The sequence below is a fragment of the Hymenobacter frigidus genome (assembly GCF_014640435.1).
Lineage (GTDB): Bacteria > Bacteroidota > Bacteroidia > Cytophagales > Hymenobacteraceae > Hymenobacter > Hymenobacter frigidus.
In genome coordinates this window covers 65,577-85,505 of the sequence record NZ_BMGY01000004.1, presented here as the reverse complement: position 1 = coordinate 85,505, position 19,929 = coordinate 65,577, and the positions used below count along the sequence as shown (strand labels likewise).

At 60.1% G+C, this 19,929-nt stretch carries 21 protein-coding genes, 1 tRNA gene and 2 pseudogenes; 9 read left to right on the top strand and 15 right to left on the bottom strand.

The genetic code is table 11. The features are described 5' to 3' along the window. Positions 1-2: 2 nt before the first annotated feature. Positions 3-470: a LexA family protein gene (locus tag IEW17_RS03295; RefSeq protein WP_188560591.1), complete on the bottom strand. Its 468-nt coding sequence runs from the start codon at positions 468-470 to the stop codon at positions 3-5. Between the two features lie 253 nt (positions 471-723). Between IEW17_RS03295 and IEW17_RS03290 the strand changes: the two genes are divergently transcribed. Continuing rightward, positions 724-1,161: a hypothetical protein gene (locus IEW17_RS03290; protein WP_188560590.1), complete on the top strand. Its 438-nt coding sequence runs from the start codon at positions 724-726 to the stop codon at positions 1,159-1,161. A 38-nt stretch (positions 1,162-1,199) separates the two neighbouring features. Then, positions 1,200-1,523 carry a YegP family protein gene (locus IEW17_RS03285; RefSeq protein WP_188560589.1) on the top strand — a complete coding sequence of 108 codons (324 nt, stop codon included), beginning with the start codon at positions 1,200-1,202 and terminating at the stop codon, positions 1,521-1,523. 171 nt (positions 1,524-1,694) lie between these two features. Here the strand turns inward: IEW17_RS03285 and IEW17_RS03280 are convergent, their stop codons facing one another. The 3 genes from IEW17_RS03280 to IEW17_RS03270 form a co-directional block, all read right to left on the bottom strand. After that, positions 1,695-2,123, bottom strand: coding sequence for a hypothetical protein (locus tag IEW17_RS03280; RefSeq protein WP_188560588.1), 429 nt, complete (start codon positions 2,121-2,123; stop codon positions 1,695-1,697). 116 nt (positions 2,124-2,239) lie between these two features. Next, complete coding sequence (locus IEW17_RS03275) at positions 2,240-2,986, bottom strand: hypothetical protein (RefSeq protein WP_188560587.1); 747 nt, start codon at positions 2,984-2,986, stop codon at positions 2,240-2,242. Positions 2,987-3,045: 59 nt separating this feature from the next. Then, on the bottom strand, positions 3,046-3,651 hold the full coding sequence (locus IEW17_RS03270) for a thermonuclease family protein (protein WP_229748784.1): 606 nt from the start codon (positions 3,649-3,651) through the stop codon (positions 3,046-3,048). A 70-nt stretch (positions 3,652-3,721) separates the two neighbouring features. On the opposite strand from IEW17_RS03270, the gene IEW17_RS03265 reads away from it, so the two are divergent. Together IEW17_RS03265 and IEW17_RS03260 are read left to right on the top strand one after the other, a co-directional pair. Further along, positions 3,722-3,916 (top strand): hypothetical protein, encoded by a 195-nt coding sequence (locus tag IEW17_RS03265; protein ID WP_188560586.1) that lies wholly within the window; start codon positions 3,722-3,724, stop codon positions 3,914-3,916. A 36-nt stretch (positions 3,917-3,952) separates the two neighbouring features. Then, a complete protein-coding gene (locus tag IEW17_RS03260) occupies positions 3,953-4,393 on the top strand; it encodes a hypothetical protein (RefSeq protein ID WP_188560585.1) in 441 nt (146 codons plus the stop codon). On the opposite strand, the gene IEW17_RS03255 is transcribed toward IEW17_RS03260, so the two are convergent. Both IEW17_RS03255 and IEW17_RS03250 read right to left on the bottom strand, forming a co-directional pair. Then, positions 4,321-5,610, bottom strand: a complete 1,290-nt coding sequence (locus IEW17_RS03255; RefSeq protein ID WP_188560584.1) for a site-specific integrase — start codon at positions 5,608-5,610, stop codon at positions 4,321-4,323. The genes IEW17_RS03260 and IEW17_RS03255 overlap by 73 nt on opposite strands. 169 nt (positions 5,611-5,779) lie before the next feature. Next, positions 5,780-5,851, bottom strand: a tRNA-Arg gene (locus IEW17_RS03250). A gap of 153 nt (positions 5,852-6,004) precedes the next feature. On the opposite strand from IEW17_RS03250, the gene IEW17_RS03245 reads away from it, so the two are divergent. Next, positions 6,005-6,481: an Ohr family peroxiredoxin gene (locus IEW17_RS03245; RefSeq protein ID WP_188560583.1), complete on the top strand. Its 477-nt coding sequence runs from the start codon at positions 6,005-6,007 to the stop codon at positions 6,479-6,481. Positions 6,482-6,572: 91 nt separating this feature from the next. Here the strand turns inward: IEW17_RS03245 and sucC are convergent, their stop codons facing one another. Then, a complete protein-coding gene (gene sucC / locus IEW17_RS03240; protein ID WP_188560582.1) occupies positions 6,573-7,769 on the bottom strand; it encodes an ADP-forming succinate--CoA ligase subunit beta in 1,197 nt (398 codons plus the stop codon). Between the two features lie 70 nt (positions 7,770-7,839). Further along, complete coding sequence (locus tag IEW17_RS03235) at positions 7,840-8,979, bottom strand: glycoside hydrolase family 113 (RefSeq protein WP_188560581.1); 1,140 nt, start codon at positions 8,977-8,979, stop codon at positions 7,840-7,842. A 138-nt stretch (positions 8,980-9,117) separates the two neighbouring features. Between IEW17_RS03235 and IEW17_RS03230 the strand changes: the two genes are divergently transcribed. Together IEW17_RS03230 and IEW17_RS21580 are read left to right on the top strand one after the other, a co-directional pair. After that, positions 9,118-9,777, top strand: coding sequence for an ABC transporter ATP-binding protein (locus IEW17_RS03230; RefSeq protein ID WP_188560580.1), 660 nt, complete (start codon positions 9,118-9,120; stop codon positions 9,775-9,777). Between the two features lie 189 nt (positions 9,778-9,966). After that, a pseudogene (locus IEW17_RS21580) lies at positions 9,967-10,195 on the top strand (IS701 family transposase); the annotation flags it as partial. A 129-nt stretch (positions 10,196-10,324) separates the two neighbouring features. On the opposite strand, the gene IEW17_RS03225 reads toward IEW17_RS21580, so the two are convergent. Beyond that, entirely contained in the window at positions 10,325-13,294 is a 2,970-nt protein-coding gene (locus tag IEW17_RS03225; protein ID WP_188560579.1) for a right-handed parallel beta-helix repeat-containing protein, read from the bottom strand. 677 nt (positions 13,295-13,971) lie between these two features. Here IEW17_RS03225 and IEW17_RS03220 point away from each other — a divergent pair. Then, positions 13,972-14,457 carry a hypothetical protein gene (locus tag IEW17_RS03220; protein WP_188560578.1) on the top strand — a complete coding sequence of 162 codons (486 nt, stop codon included), beginning with the start codon at positions 13,972-13,974 and terminating at the stop codon, positions 14,455-14,457. A 162-nt stretch (positions 14,458-14,619) separates the two neighbouring features. Here the strand turns inward: IEW17_RS03220 and IEW17_RS03215 are convergent, their stop codons facing one another. From IEW17_RS03215 to IEW17_RS03195, 5 genes are all read right to left on the bottom strand, one after another. Then, a complete protein-coding gene (locus IEW17_RS03215) occupies positions 14,620-15,324 on the bottom strand; it encodes a dihydrofolate reductase family protein (protein ID WP_188560577.1) in 705 nt (234 codons plus the stop codon). Positions 15,325-15,669: 345 nt separating this feature from the next. Beyond that, entirely contained in the window at positions 15,670-15,846 is a 177-nt protein-coding gene (locus IEW17_RS03210) for a hypothetical protein (RefSeq protein ID WP_188560576.1), read from the bottom strand. Between the two features lie 193 nt (positions 15,847-16,039). Then, entirely contained in the window at positions 16,040-16,546 is a 507-nt protein-coding gene (locus IEW17_RS03205) for a Dps family protein (protein WP_188560575.1), read from the bottom strand. 288 nt (positions 16,547-16,834) lie between these two features. Next, complete coding sequence (locus IEW17_RS03200; protein ID WP_229748782.1) at positions 16,835-17,263, bottom strand: Dps family protein; 429 nt, start codon at positions 17,261-17,263, stop codon at positions 16,835-16,837. Positions 17,264-17,268: 5 nt separating this feature from the next. Further along, entirely contained in the window at positions 17,269-17,463 is a 195-nt protein-coding gene (locus IEW17_RS03195) for a hypothetical protein (RefSeq protein WP_188560574.1), read from the bottom strand. A 202-nt stretch (positions 17,464-17,665) separates the two neighbouring features. On the opposite strand from IEW17_RS03195, the pseudogene IEW17_RS21415 reads away from it, so the two are divergent. Then, positions 17,666-17,800: pseudogene (locus tag IEW17_RS21415) on the top strand (hypothetical protein); the annotation flags it as partial. A gap of 252 nt (positions 17,801-18,052) precedes the next feature. Here the strand turns inward: IEW17_RS21415 and IEW17_RS03190 are convergent. Beyond that, positions 18,053-19,783, bottom strand: coding sequence for a glycosyltransferase family 39 protein (locus IEW17_RS03190; protein ID WP_188560573.1), 1,731 nt, complete (start codon positions 19,781-19,783; stop codon positions 18,053-18,055). Positions 19,784-19,929: the final 146 nt, after the last annotated feature.

The window sequence follows — 19,929 nt, the reverse complement described above, 5'->3', positions numbered from 1 at the left end:
CGCTAGTCGCGGCTGTGCAGCAGCGCCGTTAGCCGGCCCGGCAGCAGTTCATGCACCACATGCGTCACCACGCCCCAGATGTGCAGTTCTTCCCCCGTCCGAATCTGGTAGGGCTCAAAGGCAGAATTAGCCGGCACCAACCACCACGTTTCGCCCCGACGCTCCAATCGTTTCACCGTGCAGTCGCCATCCACCACCGCCACCACGATATGCCCATGGTCGGCTTCCAGGTGCTTATCCACCGCCAGCAGGTCGCCGGCATGAATCTCGGCTCCGCTCATGCTCTCCCCGCTCACCCGCACCAGATAGGTAGCGTCCGGGTGCCGGAACAGCAGGCTGTTGAGGTCAAAAAGCCCTTCCAACTCATCAGTGGCCGGCGAAGGAAACCCCGCCGGCACCCGGCAGCTGAACACCGGCAAATAAGCTTCCATCGGTGCTTCTAACACCGGAATTAGCAGTACGTCGTGCATAGGGGGGTAACGATAGGTGGAATCCCCAAATAAACGACTACTAATCTCATTAGTTTATATTGCCGCTAATAAAATTGGTACTGTGTACTGATGCTCAGCCTGAAAACTTTTCTACCATCCGTGTAATATCCTGATAATATAGCTGTATTGTAGTTGATGCAAAATGTAATAAGTGGGAGGGTCGGGTTTGTTTTCGCAAAGGTCACTAGCTAGATTAGCAGTGTTTTTTGCTTGCTACGCCTTGCCTATTCTTATGAAAGTATCTAAAAGCGCCATCCGCACCGTGACCCTAGACCCCGTGCCAGCTCACGAGCCAGACGGTGATACCGACTCATATTCTGACGACCTGAGCCCCGACTACGAAGCCGAAACCGACGCTGACCTATGCCCCGTCTGTCACGACCTTTTGGCCTGGCACGAGCAAGCCTGCGAAGTTGCCGCCATATCAACAGCTACCGCCGAGCCCGAATATGAGGCCCCCAGCACACCACCGCCGGCCCCGCTGGCCACCTTTGCCTTTGCCATCGGCCACCGCGTACAGCCCGCCCACAGTGCCCCGGCCGCCATCACCTGGCGCGGCCAGCACAAGGAACGCCACCCCGCCACCGGCCTGGTGCAGCGCATCAACGTCTACTACCTCGACAACGGCTATTGGGACTGCTACCGCGAGGAAGAGTTACAAGCTGCCTAACGCATCATAATTCACCGCACCACCTTCATTTTTCCCAAATGGCAACCTTCCAAATCTTCCAGAGCAGCGGCCAGTACTGGTACCACCTGCGCGCCGACAACGGCGAAATCGTGCAATCCGGCGAAGGCTACACGGCCAAAGTCAGCTGTGAAAACGGCATCCAGTCGGTCAAAGCCAACTGCCAGCCCCAGCGCTTTCAATCATTTTTTGAATCCGGCCAGTACGGTTTCAACCATGTGGCCGCCAACGGCGAAATCATCGGCCGCAGCGAAAAATACACCACCGCCCAGGCCCGCGACCACGGCATCCAGGTCGTGCTGCGCGAAGCCCCCGAAGCCCGCGTAGATGACCTGGCCCAATAGCTTCAAAGCCTGACCAGGGGCCCCGTTTGTAGTAAGTATGTGCTCTGTCGATTGTGCAGATGGTGCCTGCGAAATGACCGAACCCATCATCCAGGCGAGGGTAGCAAAATGTAAAAGGCCGGCCCCAACGATGGGGCCGGCCTTTTACATTTTGATTGCTCCAGGCAATGCTTAGTCTTGCGCCGCATCCCACTGCGGCGCAGATGCTTCGGCCACGAGTGCCGAGGCTTCAGCACGCGGCTCCGCTACCCTGAGCGCCAGTGCCGGCACCAGCACCGGCGTACCCGTCACCAATTCCCCAAACAACGGGTTGTTGGGCAGAGGCTGCCCGCCGTTGCCGTCCGGCACTTGGTTGAAGATAACCAGCTCCTCGCCGGGCGTGCTTTGCGCCAGATGGTCCACCAGCACTTCCTGCCCGCTGTTGGCGTGCAGCGCCTGCGTGAGCAGCGTGTAGGTGCTCACGTCCACGTTGTAGAGCCGGTTCAACTCGTTCATCTGCATGGCCGCGTCCTCGGCCGCGCCGATGGCATCGGCTAAGAGTTGCGTGTAGCGCCGGGCCTTCTGGTCAGCCTTGGCGCGGAGCCTGATAGCGCGCTTCATGCGCCGCTTAAATTGGATTTGATAGGCCGTTAGTGCCATTGAACTAAGCGTTAGAAGGTGAAAGAAAAACGGCCAGCCGTTGCTGGCCGACCGTTCAATACCAATGCATCCGTGGCTTAGGCCACGTACTCAATCGCCAGCGGGTTCGTGCTGTTATTGTTGAGCGGGTAAAACTTGCCGTTCACCTGCTGGTAGAAGTTGATGCCCACCACGCCCACCACCAGGTTGGCTGCGGCAGGAGCCGCCGGGAAAGAGGCAACAACCGTCTGGTTTACCAAGGCCAGACTGTTCACCGCCAGGATGCCCAGCGGCGCGGCCACTACAGCATTCGTGTAGGTCAGCATCTCCATGTCCAGCGACGAAGCGGCGAATACCACTTCAAAGTGCGTCGTACCCTGCGGAGCCGCAATGTCCGAAGCTGGGTTCAGCGCCGGAATGCTCATCGTCACGTCCGCACCGGCCCCCGTCACCTCGTAGGGGAAGTACATGGTCTGGCCGATGCCGGCCCCCGCGTTGAAGTTGAAGCCGAGCAGCGGGGCCGAGTTGGTTGCGTCAAACACGCGCTGCCCCCGGTCGTTCGTGTCATCGAGGCCGATGACTTCGCGCATCTTCGCCGTGAGCCGCGACGTTACCCGGCTGTCGCTGGCGGCCGCAATGGCCACCCGCAGCGAGTCGCGGAGCAACTTACTGTAGTTGGCGGCCAACCCAAACTCAGCCGCGTTTTCCCGCGTTCGCGCCCGGCTCGGGGCACTGGCAAAGGCGGCCTTGTTACTTGCCGGCTTCTGCGAGATGTTGCCGTTTTTGCTGAACACCAGGCCACCCACGGTGCCCTGAATGCCAATAATACCTGTCTGACGTGCCATGACGTTATCGGGGTGAGGAGTGAATAATAAACCGTGCTGACTTGCATTAGCCGGCCTTGTTACCAGGTGCAGCTGCCCCGGTAACGCCGCTTATTTCGTGCATCAAACGACCGCCACAACTTCGGCGAAACCGCTTGGCTGTCCCCGCATTTCCACAGGCCCCGGCCCCACTGGGCAGCCTGCGCTTGCTGGGCCGCCCGCCCTGCCACCCGCCGGTCGGGGTCGTAGGCCCACGCCCACCCCCGCACTACCAGCAGCGAATCCAACGGCACCGGCCACCCCGCAGCTGCCACCGTCGATGTCGGCAGCAGCACCGCCCCCAGCGTCCGGCCGTACAGGTCGTGCCCGGCCTTGGCCACCAGCACCACCCGGCCCACCGGCAGCAGCTTAGCCACCGAATCCGCCGCTTGCGGTCCAAACGCCTGGTCCGGCTCCGGAGCGTCCACGCCCAGCAGCCGCAGCCGATACGTCGACCCACCGCTCAGCATGATGTACGTATTGACATCAATCACCCGCACCACCCGGGCCGCTTCCGCAGCGGCCGCCGCACGAGCCGTAAACGAGGACACCGGCAGCTCGTCACTCCGCAATCCGGCACAACCCGTCAGCCAGGAACCTACAGCCAGCGCATAAGCGACCCGAAAAAATGTAGCGAAGTAGAACATGTCACGAACCTACGGCTGGTCCTTAAGCGTTGTATCTTCGCATGTCCGTTTTACGCATTGCCAGCCCATTATGCAGCAGGTTTGCATCTACCCCAAAGAAGCCGCCGCCGTCACCGGCACCAAATACAGCACGGCCAGGGCCCTGCTGCAGCGCATCCGTGCCCACTACGCCAAGCCCGCCCGCGCCTACGTTTCCATCGCCGAGTTCTGCCAGTACACCCACTTGCCCGAAGCCGAAGTAGCCCGCGCTCTCAATCGCAGCTAGAGCATAACGAAAGCATGGACGAAGCATGGACGAAGCATGGACGAAGCATGGACGAAGCATGGCAGCCGTACCGGTGGCCAAGCCACCGCACCAATCGGGCACCGGGTACCCCGCCTGATACTGCTGGCAGTAGCCGCCGCCGCTCTGAGTTCCTCGACGACACCACCCGAGCTGACGGCCGCCCAGGCCGCCAAGTGCCCCGGCCAGTACGTCCACGTCCGCGCCACCGTGGCCACCATCCGCGAAACCAGCGCAGGCTATACCTTCCTCAGCCTCGACAAGCCCGGCCGCGGCTGCCCGCTGGAAGTAGCTGTGCGCGCCAACCTACTCCCCAACTTCACGCGCTACCTGGGCCACCAACCCGCCCATCTAGCCGGCCGCACGGTGCTGGTGCAGGGCTACGTTCAGGCCACCAACGGCTCCACCGCACAAATCTGGCTCGACCGCGCCCCGGCGTTGTCCGTGGCCCCACTCTGACCTTCCCATACCCGCCGCATGGTCTGGTGCTGGAAATCCTCGACCACTTTCGCGTAGATGAGCGTGGTTTTGATGTTGGCATGCCCCAGCACCTTCTGTAGCACCTCCACCGGCATGCCCCGCATCAGGCTCTGGGTCGCAAACGTGTGGCGGGCCGTGTGCATCGTCACCAGCTCCCATTTCGGCACCGGCCGCTTCAGTATTTGCCCCGCCGCCTTCTCAACTACCTCCACCGCCGACGTAACGCCCGCCAGCCGCGCAATGCGTTTCAGCGCCCGGTTCATCACCTGGTTGGCCATCACCGGCAGCAGCCGCACCCGCGTGCCGTCGTACTTGGCCAGCAGCGCCAGCGCCGGCGGGGTCAGGTAAACGCTCACGCCGGTGCGCGTCTTGGTCTGGGTCAGCCGCAGCACCTTGCCCCCGTCCCACTCCTGCACGTTGCCCGCGTGCAGGTCGTGCAGGTCCGAGTAGCGCAACCCGGTGTAGCAGCAGAACACGAACGCATCCCGCACCCGCGTCAGGCCCGCCGGCAACAGGGCCGCCGCCACCGCCGCCAGCTCATCCGCCGACAGCCACACCTTCTCCACGTCTTCCCATTGCACCCGCAGCTTGGCAGGGTCCACCGCCAGCGCCAACCCCCGGCTTTCCCGCGCCCATTCCAGGAACGGCTTCACCCGCTTCACAAACCCCGCCACCGAGTTGTCGGCCAGGCCCCGCACGGCCCGCAGCCACCCCAGCAGGTCCTCGTACGCCGCCATGTCGAAATCGGCCAGCGTCAGCACCCCGGAGCGGCCCCCTACCCATTCTTCCAGCGAATTGCGCACCGAGGCGTACGCCCGCACCGTGCTGGCCGCAAACCCCAGCGCCGGCATGGTCGCCACGTACTCCCCGAACAATACCACTAACCCAGCAGTCGGCGCAGCGGCCACCGTGAGCGCCGCCCGCAGCTGCCCGGCCGTAACGGTCCCGTGCTTCGTGCGCAGGCCGCTGTACCCGTTTTCGACCCGCCCACGCAACGCGTTGAGCCGTACCGTCGCATTGTCCAGGTCGGCAAAAGATTTCCGGAACCACCCGCTTTTTTTATTCCAGTCGGCCACCAAACACTGCTCCCCGGTGGCCAGGCGCAGCCGTTTGTTGTCAAAGGTGGCAATCAGGCGCACCATGGCGCGGCCTTCCGCATCGGGACGGTCAGCCCGCCGCTCGTAAGTAATGGTCATATGGGGGCAGGTGGATGTGTGATGGGGGCAGGTTCGGGGGCAGACTTCCCACCACAAAGCGCAAGACCCGCGCCAGGGAGAAACGAAATACGCCCCCAAAAAACCGCACTACAAGTAGTTTGAACGGTGTTTTGGGGGCGTAAGTTCTACCTCGCGTCGGGTAGGGTTGTGGCCGCGTTAGGAATCGAACCTAAATCAAGAGCTTCGGAAACTCTCATACTATCCGTTGTACGACGCGGCCGGAATAGGCTGCAAAAGTAGCCATAAAAGCGAGGGCGACCAAATGCGCGGGCAAATCCTTTGTCCGGGCACCGCGCCCACAACCCAAAAGACGAGAAACCAGTTAAACCAATTAGCATTCAACCTTGCCAATCACTACTTCCTACTTACCCTGATGGAAACTAAAAAGAACCTGTACACGGCCGAGGCTTCGGCCGTGGGCGGCCGCAGCGGCCATGTGCGCTCCGCCACCGGCATCATCGATTTGGACATGTCCGTGCCCGAGGGCCTGGGCGGCAAAAAAGGCGCCACCAACCCCGAAGAGCTGTTTGCCGCCGGCTACGCCTCGTGCTTCCAGCAGGCGCTGCTCGTCACGGCCCAGCGCGCTGGTGATACGCTCGATAAGGAAAGCTCGGTGCAGTGCTCCGTCACGCTGTTTCAGGAGGGCGAAGGCTACGGCCTGAGCGCGATACTCGACGTGGACCTCAAGAAATTTGATGAAGCCAAAACCATCGAAATGGTGCGCCAGGCCCACAAAATCTGTCCTTACTCGGTTGGTACCCGTGGCAACATGGAAGTCGAGCTGCGCGTGATGGGTAAAGCCCTTCCAGTGAGGGCCGAAGAGAATATCGGCGTGGCCGAAGGGAAATAAATTAAAAATCGATAATTAAGAATTAAAAATGCCCGCCTGAATCGTCAGGCGGGCATTTTTAATTCTTAATTATCGATTTTTAATTGCTGCCCTAGGCAGTTGCCAGCACTTCTTTCACGCGGGCAGCAGCATCTTTCAGCAACACGGCCGAGGATACTTTCAGGCCGCTTTCGTCGATGATGCGGGCACCTTCTTCGGCGTTGGTGCCTTGCAGACGCACGATGATGGGCACGCGGATGTCGCCGATGGCTTTGTAAGCCTCTACCACCCCGTTGGCAACCCGGTCGCAGCGCACGATGCCGCCGAAGATGTTGATGAGAATGGCCTTCACGTTCGGGTCCTTCAGGATGATGCGGAAACCCGCCTCCACCGTCTGGGCATTGGCTCCGCCCCCAACGTCGAGGAAGTTGGCCGGCTCGCCGCCGCTCAGCTTGATGATGTCCATCGTGGCCATGGCCAGGCCGGCACCGTTCACCATGCAGCCCACGTTGCCGTCGAGCTTCACGTAGTTCAGGCTGTTCTGGCTGGCTTCTACTTCCAAGGGGTCTTCCTCATTGAAGTCGCGCAGGGCCACGAAATCCTTGTGGCGGTACAGTGCGTTTTCGTCCAGCGTCACCTTGGCGTCAACGGCCAGGATTTTGTTGTCCGACGTTTTCAGCACGGGGTTGATTTCGAACATGGCCGAATCGGTTTCGTCGTAGGCCTTGTACAGCGCCTGCACGAATTTCACCATTTCCTTCTGCGCTTCGCCCTCGAGGCCGAGGTTGAAGGCAATTTTGCGGGCCTGGAAGCCCTGCAGGCCCACGGCGGGGTCCACATGCTCGCGGTGGATTTTCTCGGGATGCGCCTCAGCTACTTCCTCGATGTCCATGCCGCCCTCGGTGGTGTAAATGATGACGTTTTTGCCCAGCGCGCGGTCCAGCAGCACACTCATGTAGTACTCCTTCGGCTCCGAAGCGCCGGGGTAGTACACGTCCTGAGCAATCAGGATTTTATGCACTTTGCGGCCTTCCGGGCCGGTTTGCTTGGTGATGAGCTGCATGCCGAGGATGTTGCCGGCAATTTCTTTCACCTGCTCCAGGTTTTTGGCGAGCTTCACTCCGCCCCCTTTGCCCCGACCACCCGCGTGAATCTGCGCCTTGATAACGTACCAGCTGGTACCGGTATCGGCGGTGAGCTTCTCGGCGGCGGCCACGGCCTCCTCGGGCGTGTCGGCCACGATGCCTTCCTGCACGCGCACGCCGTATTTTTTCAGGATTTCCTTGCCCTGATATTCGTGAATGTTCATAAAAATGGAAAAGGGGTGGGTTAGCTACACTGAGCTTCGGTTGCTGACGCGAAAGTACGGCGGCCGGGCCTTACTGCGCATACCACCGGGCCAAAACGGTTTCGGCGGGCTTGTGCTGGGGCGTAAAATCGGCGTGCCAGCGGGCCGGGCCGTCGGCTGCCAGCCCCGGGTACCACTTCCAGATAAACACGCCTTTCAGCCACGGCAGGCCCCAGCAGGCCCGAAACAAGGCCTCGTAGCAGCGGGCCTGCGTGGCCTCGTCGGGCGTTTGCACAGCCGCCGTGCGCTCGGGCCACTCCCAGGGCCGGATGGCCGCATCGGCCGTGGTCTTGTAGCCCACCTCGGTAAAAACCACGGGCTTTCTGATTTTCTTCTGCCATTGGGCCAACTTCTGCAAATGCGGCTGCCAGCCGCGCAGCAACGTATCCAGGGGTGGATTCTCGGCCGTGCTCAACGGGAAGTACGCCTGCACGCCCACGTAATCCAGCGCGTCCCAGAACCGGATTTGCTGGTACTCGCCGCTCCAGTTGGCCGCGTAGGTGAGCGGCCCGTGGTACACCCGCCGAATCTGGCGGATGAGCGTGCGCCACGCTTTGTCGTGGGCCGGCTCGGTGGCATGCTGCAGCTCGGTACCGATGCACAGGCCGGCGCAATGCGTGGTTTCGGCCAGCTGGGCGTAGTGCAGCATAAAGGCGGAGTAGCTGGCGAACCACGCGTCCCAGTCGGCCGGGCTGGCCATGTTGATGTCGCCCGGCCAGGCGCTGCGGCCCCGCACCCACAAGTGCGGCTTGAGCAGCGTGCGGATGCCGCGCTGCCGCGCCAACCGGACGGTGTGGGCGATGCCGGCGTCGCTCTCACCCCACAGGCCATACCGCCCCACCGGCCGCCCCGTGAGGGTGCGAATGACGGGGTCGGCGGCTCCGCTCTGCCAGCCGAAGGGCGTTTGGGCAATCCAGGTCACCCCAGCTTTTCGCAGCGGCATCAACTGGGCGGCCGTCACCGAATCGCCACCCACCCAGTTTACCCCGCGCAGGCGGCTGCTATCGAACGCCAGGGGCCGGCCAGCCGGCAATGCTGCCATGTAAGACTCCTGCGCAGCCGGGTTTGCAGTGCGGGGCCATTGCCACAGCAGCGCCAGCAGCCCCAGCCCGCTCAGCAGAACCAGCGGCCACCAGCGGCGCACAGCGAATGAGTTCGGGGGTAAAGTCATGAATAGAAAACCTGGCAGCCCGCAAAATAGCACGTACGTTAGCACCTGGCCTACGTATTGGGCTCAGCTTCGCGTGCCCTTCCGGATTCTGCGTAGCTTTGCCCTACCCGCATTATTCACGTCTATCGCTGCCCGCCGTTGCTGCAAGCTATTAACATCCACAAGAGTTACAACTCTCTTAACGTGCTCAAAGGCATTGATTTGACGATTGAGAAATCGGAAATCGTGAGCATCGTCGGTTCCTCCGGAGCGGGCAAAAGCACGCTATTGCACATTCTGGGCACGCTCGACAACCCCGATTCGGGCGAAGTGTTGTTCGATGGCGAGTCGGTCAGCTCATTGGGGCGCAACGACTTGGCTAGGTTCCGCAACCGGCACATCGGCTTCATTTTCCAGTTTCACAACCTGCTGCCCGAATTCACGGCCCTCGAAAACGTGTGCCTGCCCGCCTATCTGGCCGGCCGCTCCGAAAAAGAAGTGCGCGTGCGGGCCCGCGAATTGCTGGGCATGCTGAACATGGAATTCCGAGCCAACCACAAGCCCAGCGAGATGAGCGGCGGCGAGCAGCAGCGCGTGTCCGTGGCCCGCGCCCTGATTAACTCCCCCGAAATCATCTTCGCCGACGAACCCAGCGGCAACCTCGACACCAAAAACGCCCAGGAGCTGCACCAGATTTTCTTCCTGCTGCGCAAGGAACTGGGCCAGACCTTCGTGATTGTGACGCACAACGACCAGCTGGCCGAAATGGCCGACCGCAAGATTGTGATGCGCGACGGCCACATCCTAGAAGGCGGGTAGTCCAACGATTATTCACCGCAGAAGGCCGCGGAGGATGTTCTTCTGCGGCCCTCTGCGTAAACCTCTGCGCCCTCTGCGGGAAAGCTTTTAGGAGCATTTTTCGGAAAAATTACCCAGCATCTCCACTCGCCCAAACTGATTAGCTGATATATTTTTCGATTACCTCAGGACTTACGCAAAAGGCGTAACTTGAGGAGAAAAGCCACAAAAGTCGCCGCTCAGCTCTGCGGGCAGTTTTTGGTGAACAGCCAGGTGAATTACACGGGCACGTACCTGGACGGCTTGACGCACGACAACGTGGGTTACTTTCTCAAAACTCAGCCATTTCACGCCGCACCAGCTCTGGCAGCAGGTACGCCCGCAGGTCGCGCTCAGCGCGCGGGGCTACGTCTTGTTCGACAACACGGTGCTCGACAAACTGAGGTGGCTTAGCCAAGCCGAACAGAGTTGCTCCAATAAGAAGGCCCATCAGGCCAGCAGAATGGAGTGGTTCGGTGCAAACCAGCACAGTCACTTCACGCGGGGAAATAGTAAGCGGCTGGATATGCTATTGAATCACTAATCGTTGGGGCCGGCCTAAAAAGCCAGCGGCCTGCGCTTGCAACAGGTAGACCCCAGCAGGGAGCATCGTCGGTAGGCTCACCTCCAGGGCAGAAGTCCCGCGCAGGGTTTGGCGGAGTACCTGGCGGCCACTCAGGTCAAGGAGCACTACCCGAACCGGGCCGTGGGTTTCAGTCGGGAGCACCAGCGTTACGTGGCCACTGGCCGGGTTGGGGAAGACACTGAACGACGTGACCACAGCGGCGGCGGTGCTTAATGGGCTGCTAGTTAGCTGGACCGACGTGGTGGCTGAGTAGCGGAGCGTGCCCGCCGTAGTGGTTTGGCGCAGCCGATAGAACGCCCGAGGCAGGCCCTGCACACCCTGGTCCTGGTAGGCGTAGACGCGGGGCTGGGCTGTGAGACCCTGGCTGGCGACAAAGCCAATTTGCTGCCAGCTGGCCAGCGTGGCCGAACGCTCCACGGCGTAGCCGAACGTGTTGCTTTCGTTGGTCAGGGTCCACTCCAGGTCCACCGTGCCGGGGCGCGGCTGGTTGGCATCGAAGGTAACCAGCTGCGAGGAGAGCGGGTTGACAGCCGGCGAAAGCGACCCCAGGGTGAACGAGGCGAACCCGTTGGTGGGCTGCGCCGAGACAACCGAGCCGGCGTTCAAGCCGCCGCTCAGGCCGCCGTTGCCCACCGTATGCCACTGGCTGCCGGTGAGGCCGGCCACCTGCAAATCACTCGAAAAGTCATCAATGCCGCTGCGGAAGGCATTCTCCCAGAATAATCGTACGCTGACCACATCCGTTGTACCGGCTCCGTCGAGGTTCCAGTATTCCACCTGGCTTACTTCGCTGAGCGGCGCGGTCGCCGTGCCGATAGCCGGGGCCGCCACGTATTCGGCCGTGAAAGCGGTAGCGGCGTTAGTGGGAGCCGAGATGCCCAGGCGCGCCCACTGGCCGTTGCGGCCCAACGGGAACACAAAAGCCTGCTGGCCAAGCTTACGTAATGGGCCATCGACGTAGGAAGTGGCGGTGCCGTCCGTAGCGGTGGCCAGCTCGGCCAGCGTCAGCACGTTGAGGGCGGTTGTGCGCACCAGCCCGTCGGTCAGCGTGAGCGCGCCCGATACCGTCAGCGGCGCTTCCAGCGTGAGCACCTTGCCGGCCCCGTTCAAGGTCAGGTTGCGCAGGGTCGTGGCACCGGTCGTGGTCAATGCAAGGCTTTTGCCCAGGCTCAGGCTTTCATCGTAGAGGCCGGCTTCCAGGCGTACGGTACCGTTCTCGGTGACCAGCGCCACGCCTTCCGCCAACGGGGTGGCGGGCGACGACTGAGGGCTGGCGAAGTCCACGTTGAGGTAATCGAGGGCCGGCTGGAAGCCCGCCGCAGGGGCCGCATCGGCCGGGCTGTTCAGGAACGGCGAATAATCAATCTGGCCCGTGGGGGCGAACGCCGGGCGCTCGGCGAAACTGTTGGCAGGACCTTCGAGGGTCACGACCAGGCCCCCGGTGCCGGCGGCGCCGCGCACCCCCAAGGCCGTGTTGGCACCGAGCCAGTTCAGCGACGCGTCCACTGGATGGGTCAGGTTTACCGTGCGAATGGCAGTGGCACAGCTATCCAGGCGGTTTCCCCGAATGCTGTCGCCCGCGGATACGACCAGCCCATTGCGCGACACGTCGAAAAAAGCTGTGGAGCCGGTGCTATTCGTCGGCCGGTCCTGCACTTGCAGGGCCCGCTGGCACTGGGCCACCGTGTTGCCGAACACCTTGTTCTGGGCACCTTCCAGCACCAAGCCAAAGCCGTTGCGGTTGAACGACGAGCTATTGGCATCCGCCAGGTAGCCCCGCACGGTATTGCCCGCAATGAAGGCCCCGCCGGTAACCAAGTCGCCGGTGACGCCGCCGCCCGTTGCAATGATGTTCCGGTCGCGGTCGATAAAGGCCATGCCGGCGTTGTCATCGCTCAGGTTGGTGGGCGCGCCCACGGAGCGGACGATGTAGTTGTTGCGCACCACGAAGCTGCCCGCACCACTGCCCCGGCCGCTGCCGGTGCAGGACTTTAGCTCCATGCCGTTGGAGGCATTGTTGCGGATGGCATTGCCTTCAATGAGGGCTGCAATGCCCGTGAAGGCGCCGCTGCCAGTGCGCGCGCCGGCCGCCCCGAGTATAATCAGCCCCCCGCCCACATTCTGCGTGAACTGGTTGTTGCGCACCGTCAGGTCGCTCACGCTGCCATCGTTGACGTCAATCCCGCCACGCCGGTTAAATTCAAACGCGCCGTCCTCAATCAGAATACCGACCTTGGGGCCATTGACCAGGAAGAGGCCCCGGCCGGCCCCGTTACTGGCGGAGTTGCCGCTTTCGGCCGTGTAAGCGGCCCGCACCCGACGGAAAGTCAGGTCCTGCACTCCGCCCAGACTATTCCAAAAAATGCCCTGGCGCCGGTTGTGCAGCACTTCAACGTCTTCAATCAGTACGTGTGCCTGCGGCGCGCCCCCATCGGCCTGAATACCAAAATCGTAGGCTCGAAACGTAATGCCGGCCACCGTGAGCGGGGTACTGCGGCTGTTGCCGCTGACCAGGATGCGCAGGCCGGCTTCGCTGGTTTGAACGACATCAGCCACCAGGCCGCCGTCAAAAACGGTGGCGCTGGCCGGCCGGGCAGTGGCAGTGCCCGCCCCCCGTAGGCTCACCGGTTTGTCGAGGACCACGCGCTCAGAGTAGTTACCCGCGTCGACGAAAATGGTTTTGGTGGGGAGGCCGGCCTGCGCCAGGGCCCGGGCGACGGTAGCGAAAGGGGCCGTCGTTGAGCCATTGCCAGCAGTGTCGCTGCCAGGGGCGCTCGTGAAGACATCACCCGTCGTGGCCCCGTCGTTCACGTAGAGCGCCGCTGCGGTAGTGGATTGGGCCGCAGCCGTAGTCCCCAATCCCCCCACCAACGAAACGGTAATCAGGGGGGCAAAGAGTAGATATGAATTCATTATCAAGTAGCATTATGGAAATATCGTACTATTGTCAAAGTTTTGATTGTCAATTTATCCAGTGCACTAGCCAACCTTTTTTGCAGGAAATTGCGCGGGCTATTGGCTGGGCAAAGTGGCCTGCCCGATAAGCATAATCACTGCCATGCCCCGAACAGCGTGCCCTTCTGAATTTTCACCGCGTAGCAAGCCGCTACGAACGCTCGGGGCCGCTCTTCCAAGAAAGCAGCAGGGGAAGTCCGCAGGAAATGGGGAGGACACAAAATTACTTTTCCTGTTACCCGACGCTTACAAAAGGACTACCCAATATGCGGTGGCCTGCGCCCCGGAGGTGGCGCAACGGCACCTACTGCCAGCGCCAAAGCCGTTGGGATTGATATCCAGCGCCCGGGCTGCCTGGATGCAACCGTTTGCCGAAGCCACGACCCCGGGGGCCGCCGGTTCGCCGGTACGGTTTCCCAATCCGGCCCGCGGCAGCTGCGCGGGGCCGCCTGGTGGCCAGTGCCCCGGCCGATGCGGCGGGCACGGCCGCGCTGGTGCTGCCGGCGCCACCAACTGCATCAACAGCCTCTACGGCTGCGCTCGTTTATCTTCCGACCGTTTTTGTGAACGAACGCATCCACTTCTTATTCTGTAAATGAACAGTCGTATTGCAAGCCACCTTTCGTTCTTCCTGCATGCGCAAGTACGGCGTAATCCTGTCGCTTTTCTGGTCGTTTCCCTTCGCTGGGTGGGGACAAATCCGGACGGAGGGCGTTGTCCGGTTGGAAGCCGACCAAGCACGCATCGAAGCGGCGCTGGATGCCGCTTTGCGCACGAAACAGGTGAGTGCCAACGCCGAGGCGTGGGCCACACTAGTCTACGCCCAGGCCGAGCGACCGCTGCGCGCCGAGGATTCGACTAGGGTCGCCAGCGTGTACGCCCGGGGGTATTTTCTTGACCGCACGAACGTCAAAACCTATTGCCTGTTCCTGCCCCGGCAGGCCGCGTTCTACCTGGTGCGGTATGTGGTGGGGGGCCTGGGCATCGTCTCGGTGCGGCCAGCCGATGCCACGTCTACCCCACCGGCCCCGTTGACGCCCCGGCAAACCCGCCTGCGAAACCGGGGGCAAGCCGCACACCTGCGGCAATACTTACTGGAGAGCGGACGACTCCCATTATAGGGTCCGGTTCCCTTACCCACCGTTAAACTGAACACAAAACGATTAAGCTAACGAGAAGAGCCAAGCGCTTACTTGACGGTTACTGCATCTGACCCGTTGCCTGAGTTATCCGGTTTCATGAACCGATGGCACCGCAACGGACGCTTTAGCTGCATCATTGTTTCAGGCGTGAGCGAACCGGTATTTCAACCAGACCACATCGTTATCCAACCGTTGTACGTCGGTCAGACTCAGCCGCGTCGCCGGGCCTTTGGGCAGGTACTCGCTGACTTCAAAAGTAGTCGGCGACTGCGGCGTGCCGTCGGCCAGGGGGAGTAGCAGCAGGCTCAGCTCATCGATGAGTCCGGCGTTCAGCAACGAGCCGTTCAGGTGGCCGCCGCCTTCCAGCATGAGCGTTTCAATGGGAAACAACTCGGCCAGCTGGTGCAGGACCGAGGCGAAATCGACCTCGCTCTTCCCGGCAAACAGGTAAGAAATGTGTTTCCGCTGCAGGTAGTAGAGGTACGCGTCGCTTACCTGCTCGGTCAACACTTCGATGAGGTGGTCCCCGTGCGTCGTATTGCGGTCCCAGCCCAACTTGCCATGGGAATCGACGGCAATGGCGAAGGAGGTGGCATTTTTATCCCCGATGAACGGTTCACGGGCTATGGGATGCGGAGCGGCTTGCAGCTCCGGCTGCACGCCGTTCGAAAAGTCGCGCTCCATGGTGATGCGTCCGCACATCCAGGCTTGGCTGGGAAACGTGAGGTGGTACTTCTCAAAATAGCTCGCGAAGGTTTTGGTCAGCTCCTCGTCCCGCCAGTTGGTCGAGAGAATCTTTCCGTCCACTGAGGACATCATGTGGCAGATAACATACGGTCGTTTCATGCGCCAGTATACGGTCTCGCCAGTCGTCCGGCCGAAAGGCCGTTGCAAGAGGGAGCGGGTGTTGCATACTGCCCCGGCCCCCTTTCGTTGTCCGGACCGGGACTATTGCGGAACGCACCAACTAATTTCAACTCCTGTTTTCTTTGGCCGCGGAAGGCTAAAACCGAAGGTTTTTAGTGGGCTTTCACGCTGAGGAGCCGTGGGAGGCGTTGGCGCAATACTGGCCGCCCTACCGGGTACGACTCCGGTCTGAGTGAACAACGAGTTCCGGGGCGGGCGGCTGCGCGAAAAAAACCCGCGGCAAGGCCGTGGCGACCAATTCTCCCGGCATCGTGGCCCCCACATTCAGCCCACCACATGCTTGGTGCCCGCGTCCTGGAAGGCACATGGAGAGGTGCACATGCCAGTGGCCAGGGGCAGGTACGTGGTATCGGACACCCAGACGTGGTTGGCCCGAATGGGTTTGGGTCGAGCGGCTTTGCCCGGCCAGACGCAAGGCTTCGGTACGGAAGGCGGCGGCATATTTATAGCGTTTACCGGGTTTTGGCGTGTCTTTCATGACGAAGGGAAGACACCGCCCCGTTCTGCCCGGCCTAACCAGACCACCTCAAACGCTAAAAATCCCCGCGCCCCCCACTCAGCAGGGGTATTCGCGGGGATTTTGCCTTCGTTAAGCAACCGGGGTATTCGGCCGGAAACCGTCCGCCGGAAGCGCTTAGTTCACGTCGCGGGTGGTTTCGAACAGGAACCAGGCGCGACGCTCGGCCTCGTCGATATACACTTCCAGCAAGCTGGCCGTGGCCACGTCGTTAAGGTCGTCGGCGATTTGGTGCGTTTCGCGCATGTGATGGGTGAGGCTGCGGTTTTCGTTGAGCAGGTCCACAAGCATATCCTTGGGGGTCTCGTACACGTCGTCGTTGTCTTTGACGCGCTGTTTACGACCGATTTCACCAATGGAGTGCACCGTGGGGAAGCCCAGCTTGCGCACCCGCTCGGCCGTGGGGTCGATGATGGCGAAAATCTGGTCGGCCTGCTCGTCGAGCAACAGGTGATAGTCGCGGAAGTGGCGGCCGTTCATGTGCCAGTGGTAGTTCTTGGTTTTCACGTACAGCGCGAATAGGTCGGAGACCAGCACGTTGAGGCTGTCGCTGAGTTTGGCACGGCCCGTCTCGGCTAAGTCGGATGGGGTGTGCAGCAGTTGAATTTGGGAAATGGCGGCCATTGGTTAAGGAGCTGTTTGAGTTAACTGAAATCATTCTAAAACGGTCATGCTCATCTGGCGTCCACTTGCCGAAGCATCTCTACCGCTTTGCTTGAGCTGGTGCAACGAAGCGGTAGAGACGCTTCGACAAGTGGACGCCAGATGAGCATGACTATTTTATCAACTCAAACAGCTTCTGAAGAAAAAGGTGAGGGATGAAATAAAAATACTTGCGTGTTTGGACTAATTTGTCGGCGTCCAATATGGGACTAGGCGGCCCGGCTGCGGCTACTGCATTTGCACCCGGAACTACCACACGTGCTTGTCGAGCTCGTAGCTCAGGTCCTGCAACTTGTTGGAGGTGAATTTGTCCACTTTGCTCAGGTGCTCGATTCGTTGGCGTACCCGCTTGGCTACGGTCGTGATGCGCTCGGTCATTAGGATGAGCACTTGCTTGTCGGAGAGGTAGCCGCCGGGAAATTCGCCCAGGTTGGCGGTAGCCGCTACTACGCCGGTACGGCCGTCCACGGGGTTGCCCACTTGCAGGATGCGCTCGGCCAGCAGGTCGGCGTATTTGCGGTAGTCGTCGGCGTTCTCCTGGAGCTTCTCGTGTATCGGCAGGTACAGAGGCCCGCGCAGGTTCCAATGGCTTTGCTTGGAGTCGTGAAACAGCTCCAGCAACTCCACGACGGTGGCCTGCAAATCGTCAGTGATGAGCTTGCGCTTATCGGCTTCCACGGGAATCAGCGGGTCAGCGACCGAATTGCGATAGTCGAGTTTGCCGCTCGGGTCGCCCGGCGCGGTGGGGGTGTTTTGGGGGCATTGTTGGGGGCGGTGGTGGCCGCCGGAGCGTCCGACTTGGCCGTGCGCCGGGACTGGGCCTGAGCGTGTGGGGCCGCCGCCGCCAGCAAGACCAGGGCAGCAAAAACGAAGTGCATTTTCGTAGGGGCAGGGAGTAGTTGGAAAAGATTTGCCACTGGGGCGGGTTGTGAAGAGCGCCCCAGTGGCTTGGAATAGAACAGGCCCTTCTACGGGCTTATTGCCCGAGCTACCAGCCTCAACACCTTAAGGTTGGCTTAAAAAACCCGGACCGGGGCAACGACATTTAAATGGCCTACTTGCCGTTTAGAGACCCGGGGCGGCACCGGGCTCGGGCGTTCCATCGTGGCCAAAGCCTGCGCCTTGCTCGCCATTGAGTTGGACGTGGCGAGCGAAGTGGGCCAGGGCACCACGTTCACGCTGCGTTTTCCGACCGATGGGCAACCGGTACGTTGAGTGTGGTTAAACAAATAGGGGAAAACCTCCGATTTGGAAGCCAAGCAGCTGCAAGCCGCCCTCAGCTAATGACACGGCTGTCCGGAAGGGCTTAGCGTAATTTTATTCCCCCCGCTGCAATAAGAAGGCCTATAACTACATCAAACGGCTCAGGACCCTGCGCGGGCTGGCCCCGCACGAATTCATCTGTGCCCAGTGGCAGAAGAATCCCGTTAGCTTTAACCAATCCCACTTCACACCGGGGCTATACATTTAAGGATTGTTCGCTTTGGCGGCTCCCTGTTCCAGCACATACAAATCAGCAGCGTGCGGGGCCGTGGGGTGAGGCTCGTCGGGATGCTGATAGTGTTTGGTTTTTCGGCCCAAACGCGCGAAGTAGCTTTCCATAAAGGTGCTCGGTACGAACTCTTTCCGGTGGTACCAGCGCGGCTGGCCCACAAAGTCGCCGATAGCATCCCGGTTGATATCGTTGTAGATAAACCACAGGCGCTTTTTACCCCTGAACTGGGCAAAGTCGGGTTGTAGTCGACGCAGATACTCTTCTTTGTTGCGGGCCGTATTCTTCACTTTGCTGCCTTCAATGGCGGTATACTTCAAGTTGTATGATTCTTTATAAAACTCGTACGCCTGCCGCATATTCCAGAAAACATACACCACATCACCTTCTCGATAATTCTCATTCACGAATAGCATTACCTCCCGATTAAATTCGGTGTTCATTAGCAAGCTTGGCGTGATAACCTGACGGACGGAATTTACCAAACTGGGCAGCAACAGCAGTAGCAGCGCGGGCAATACCACGCGGATTTTATCACCGTAGAACAGCAGTATCTTTTCCAATCCGTAAGCGGCAATAAGAATAAATCCGGGAGCAAAAACCAGGGTAAAGCGCTCGAAGAATGGATACGCATTTATAGCGGATGCCGCCAGTGCCATCACAACGGGCAGCAGCAGCAACGCGAACATAAGCTGCTGTTTTTTCAGCATTACGAGGAGTCCCCACAGCGTTATCCCGGCTGGAAACCAGCCCATTTTGTAGAAGAATTTCCAATTAGTATCACCCAGTGCTTGCAGGCGACCATCCAGATTAAGCAAAAGCCCAAGCGGGTCGAGAAACAAAAAATAAAACTTACCAGCCAGCCATTTCAGGGTCAACAGTACCGACCCTGATATCGGCATGAAGGCATCATTCTCTTTCTTGAAAAAATAAACCAGCCAAGCTGACTCGGGATATTTGCTGATGAAAAAATAATACTGCAGCGCAAAGCCAACCGCCCAGATAGAAAAAGCAACCAGGGCTAGCAGCAGCCGATTCCACTGTTTTTTCAGCGCTAAATTGATGCACACCACGAAAGCCATACCGACCAGCACGAATATCACGGAAAAGGAAAAAGCCAGCAGCAATGCCCCCAGCAGCCCCCAGACCACGAATGAGCCAACGTGCCGGGCGGCGCTGTAGCGGGTGTAGAAAAGCAGCGCCAAAACGGCCGCGAAAAGCTCCGTGCTGTATTGTTTGGCCTCTGAAGCATGGTAGATGCAGGGGGCCGACAGCGCCATAATAGCCACAGCCACCACTACGCCCCATGATTTCATGAAAAACCGTGCTACTGGCACGAAATAACCCAGTGCGCCAATACCGCAGAGCAGCGAAAAAAGCCGCAGTGCTTCTTCCTGTTTGCCCAGCAGCAGCACGCAAAGCTTTACCACCCACAAATACCCAATGGGGGCTTTCTGCTCATACATAAATGCCCCGGCGACCAGCTCCCAAAAGCTCAGTTTGATGAGGTTGATGTCCAGAAAAAGTTCGTCGATAAAGAGTGACCTGTTATGAAAAAAATGGAACACCCGGAAAAATACACCGATGAAAACAACTACAATAATGGCCATGCTCTTGGCACTAACTGCTCCAATGTTGTAGTATCTGGCCGAAGGCACTGCCTGTTCCGGCGAAGAAATAGTAGTCGGCTTAAAAAGCAGAAGCATAATGGCAGCGTGATGATGGTTCTAAAGGAAGAGACTGGCGCGGGCTACTTGTTCTATGTAGCGTTGTGCTTCGCTGCACTATACTTGGTGGCGCTTTTTTTGCGGATATTTCACGAGGGCGTGTTATGCACTTAGTCGCAAAAGGG

Coding starts and splice junctions, on each gene's coding strand:
- IEW17_RS03270 (WP_229748784.1), bottom strand. CDS start 3,651: ATGTTCTACTTCGCTACATTTTTTCGGGTCGCTTATGCGCTGGCTGTA.
- IEW17_RS03290 (WP_188560590.1), top strand. CDS start 724: ATGAAAGTATCTAAAAGCGCCATCCGCACCGTGACCCTAGACCCCGTG.
- IEW17_RS03225 (WP_188560579.1), bottom strand. CDS start 13,294: ATGAATTCATATCTACTCTTTGCCCCCCTGATTACCGTTTCGTTGGTG.
- IEW17_RS03295 (WP_188560591.1), bottom strand. CDS start 470: ATGCACGACGTACTGCTAATTCCGGTGTTAGAAGCACCGATGGAAGCT.
- IEW17_RS03285 (WP_188560589.1), top strand. CDS start 1,200: ATGGCAACCTTCCAAATCTTCCAGAGCAGCGGCCAGTACTGGTACCAC.
- IEW17_RS03220 (WP_188560578.1), top strand. CDS start 13,972: ATGCGCAAGTACGGCGTAATCCTGTCGCTTTTCTGGTCGTTTCCCTTC.
- IEW17_RS03195 (WP_188560574.1), bottom strand. CDS start 17,463: ATGCACTTCGTTTTTGCTGCCCTGGTCTTGCTGGCGGCGGCGGCCCCA.
- IEW17_RS03245 (WP_188560583.1), top strand. CDS start 6,005: ATGGAAACTAAAAAGAACCTGTACACGGCCGAGGCTTCGGCCGTGGGC.
- IEW17_RS03275 (WP_188560587.1), bottom strand. CDS start 2,986: ATGGCACGTCAGACAGGTATTATTGGCATTCAGGGCACCGTGGGTGGC.
- sucC (WP_188560582.1), bottom strand. CDS start 7,769: ATGAACATTCACGAATATCAGGGCAAGGAAATCCTGAAAAAATACGGC.
- IEW17_RS03260 (WP_188560585.1), top strand. CDS start 3,953: ATGGACGAAGCATGGACGAAGCATGGCAGCCGTACCGGTGGCCAAGCC.
- IEW17_RS03265 (WP_188560586.1), top strand. CDS start 3,722: ATGCAGCAGGTTTGCATCTACCCCAAAGAAGCCGCCGCCGTCACCGGC.
- IEW17_RS03255 (WP_188560584.1), bottom strand. CDS start 5,610: ATGACCATTACTTACGAGCGGCGGGCTGACCGTCCCGATGCGGAAGGC.
- IEW17_RS03190 (WP_188560573.1), bottom strand. CDS start 19,783: ATGCTTCTGCTTTTTAAGCCGACTACTATTTCTTCGCCGGAACAGGCA.
- IEW17_RS03210 (WP_188560576.1), bottom strand. CDS start 15,846: ATGCCGCCGCCTTCCGTACCGAAGCCTTGCGTCTGGCCGGGCAAAGCC.
- IEW17_RS03235 (WP_188560581.1), bottom strand. CDS start 8,979: ATGACTTTACCCCCGAACTCATTCGCTGTGCGCCGCTGGTGGCCGCTG.
- IEW17_RS03205 (WP_188560575.1), bottom strand. CDS start 16,546: ATGGCCGCCATTTCCCAAATTCAACTGCTGCACACCCCATCCGACTTA.
- IEW17_RS03280 (WP_188560588.1), bottom strand. CDS start 2,123: ATGAAGCGCGCTATCAGGCTCCGCGCCAAGGCTGACCAGAAGGCCCGG.
- IEW17_RS03215 (WP_188560577.1), bottom strand. CDS start 15,324: ATGAAACGACCGTATGTTATCTGCCACATGATGTCCTCAGTGGACGGA.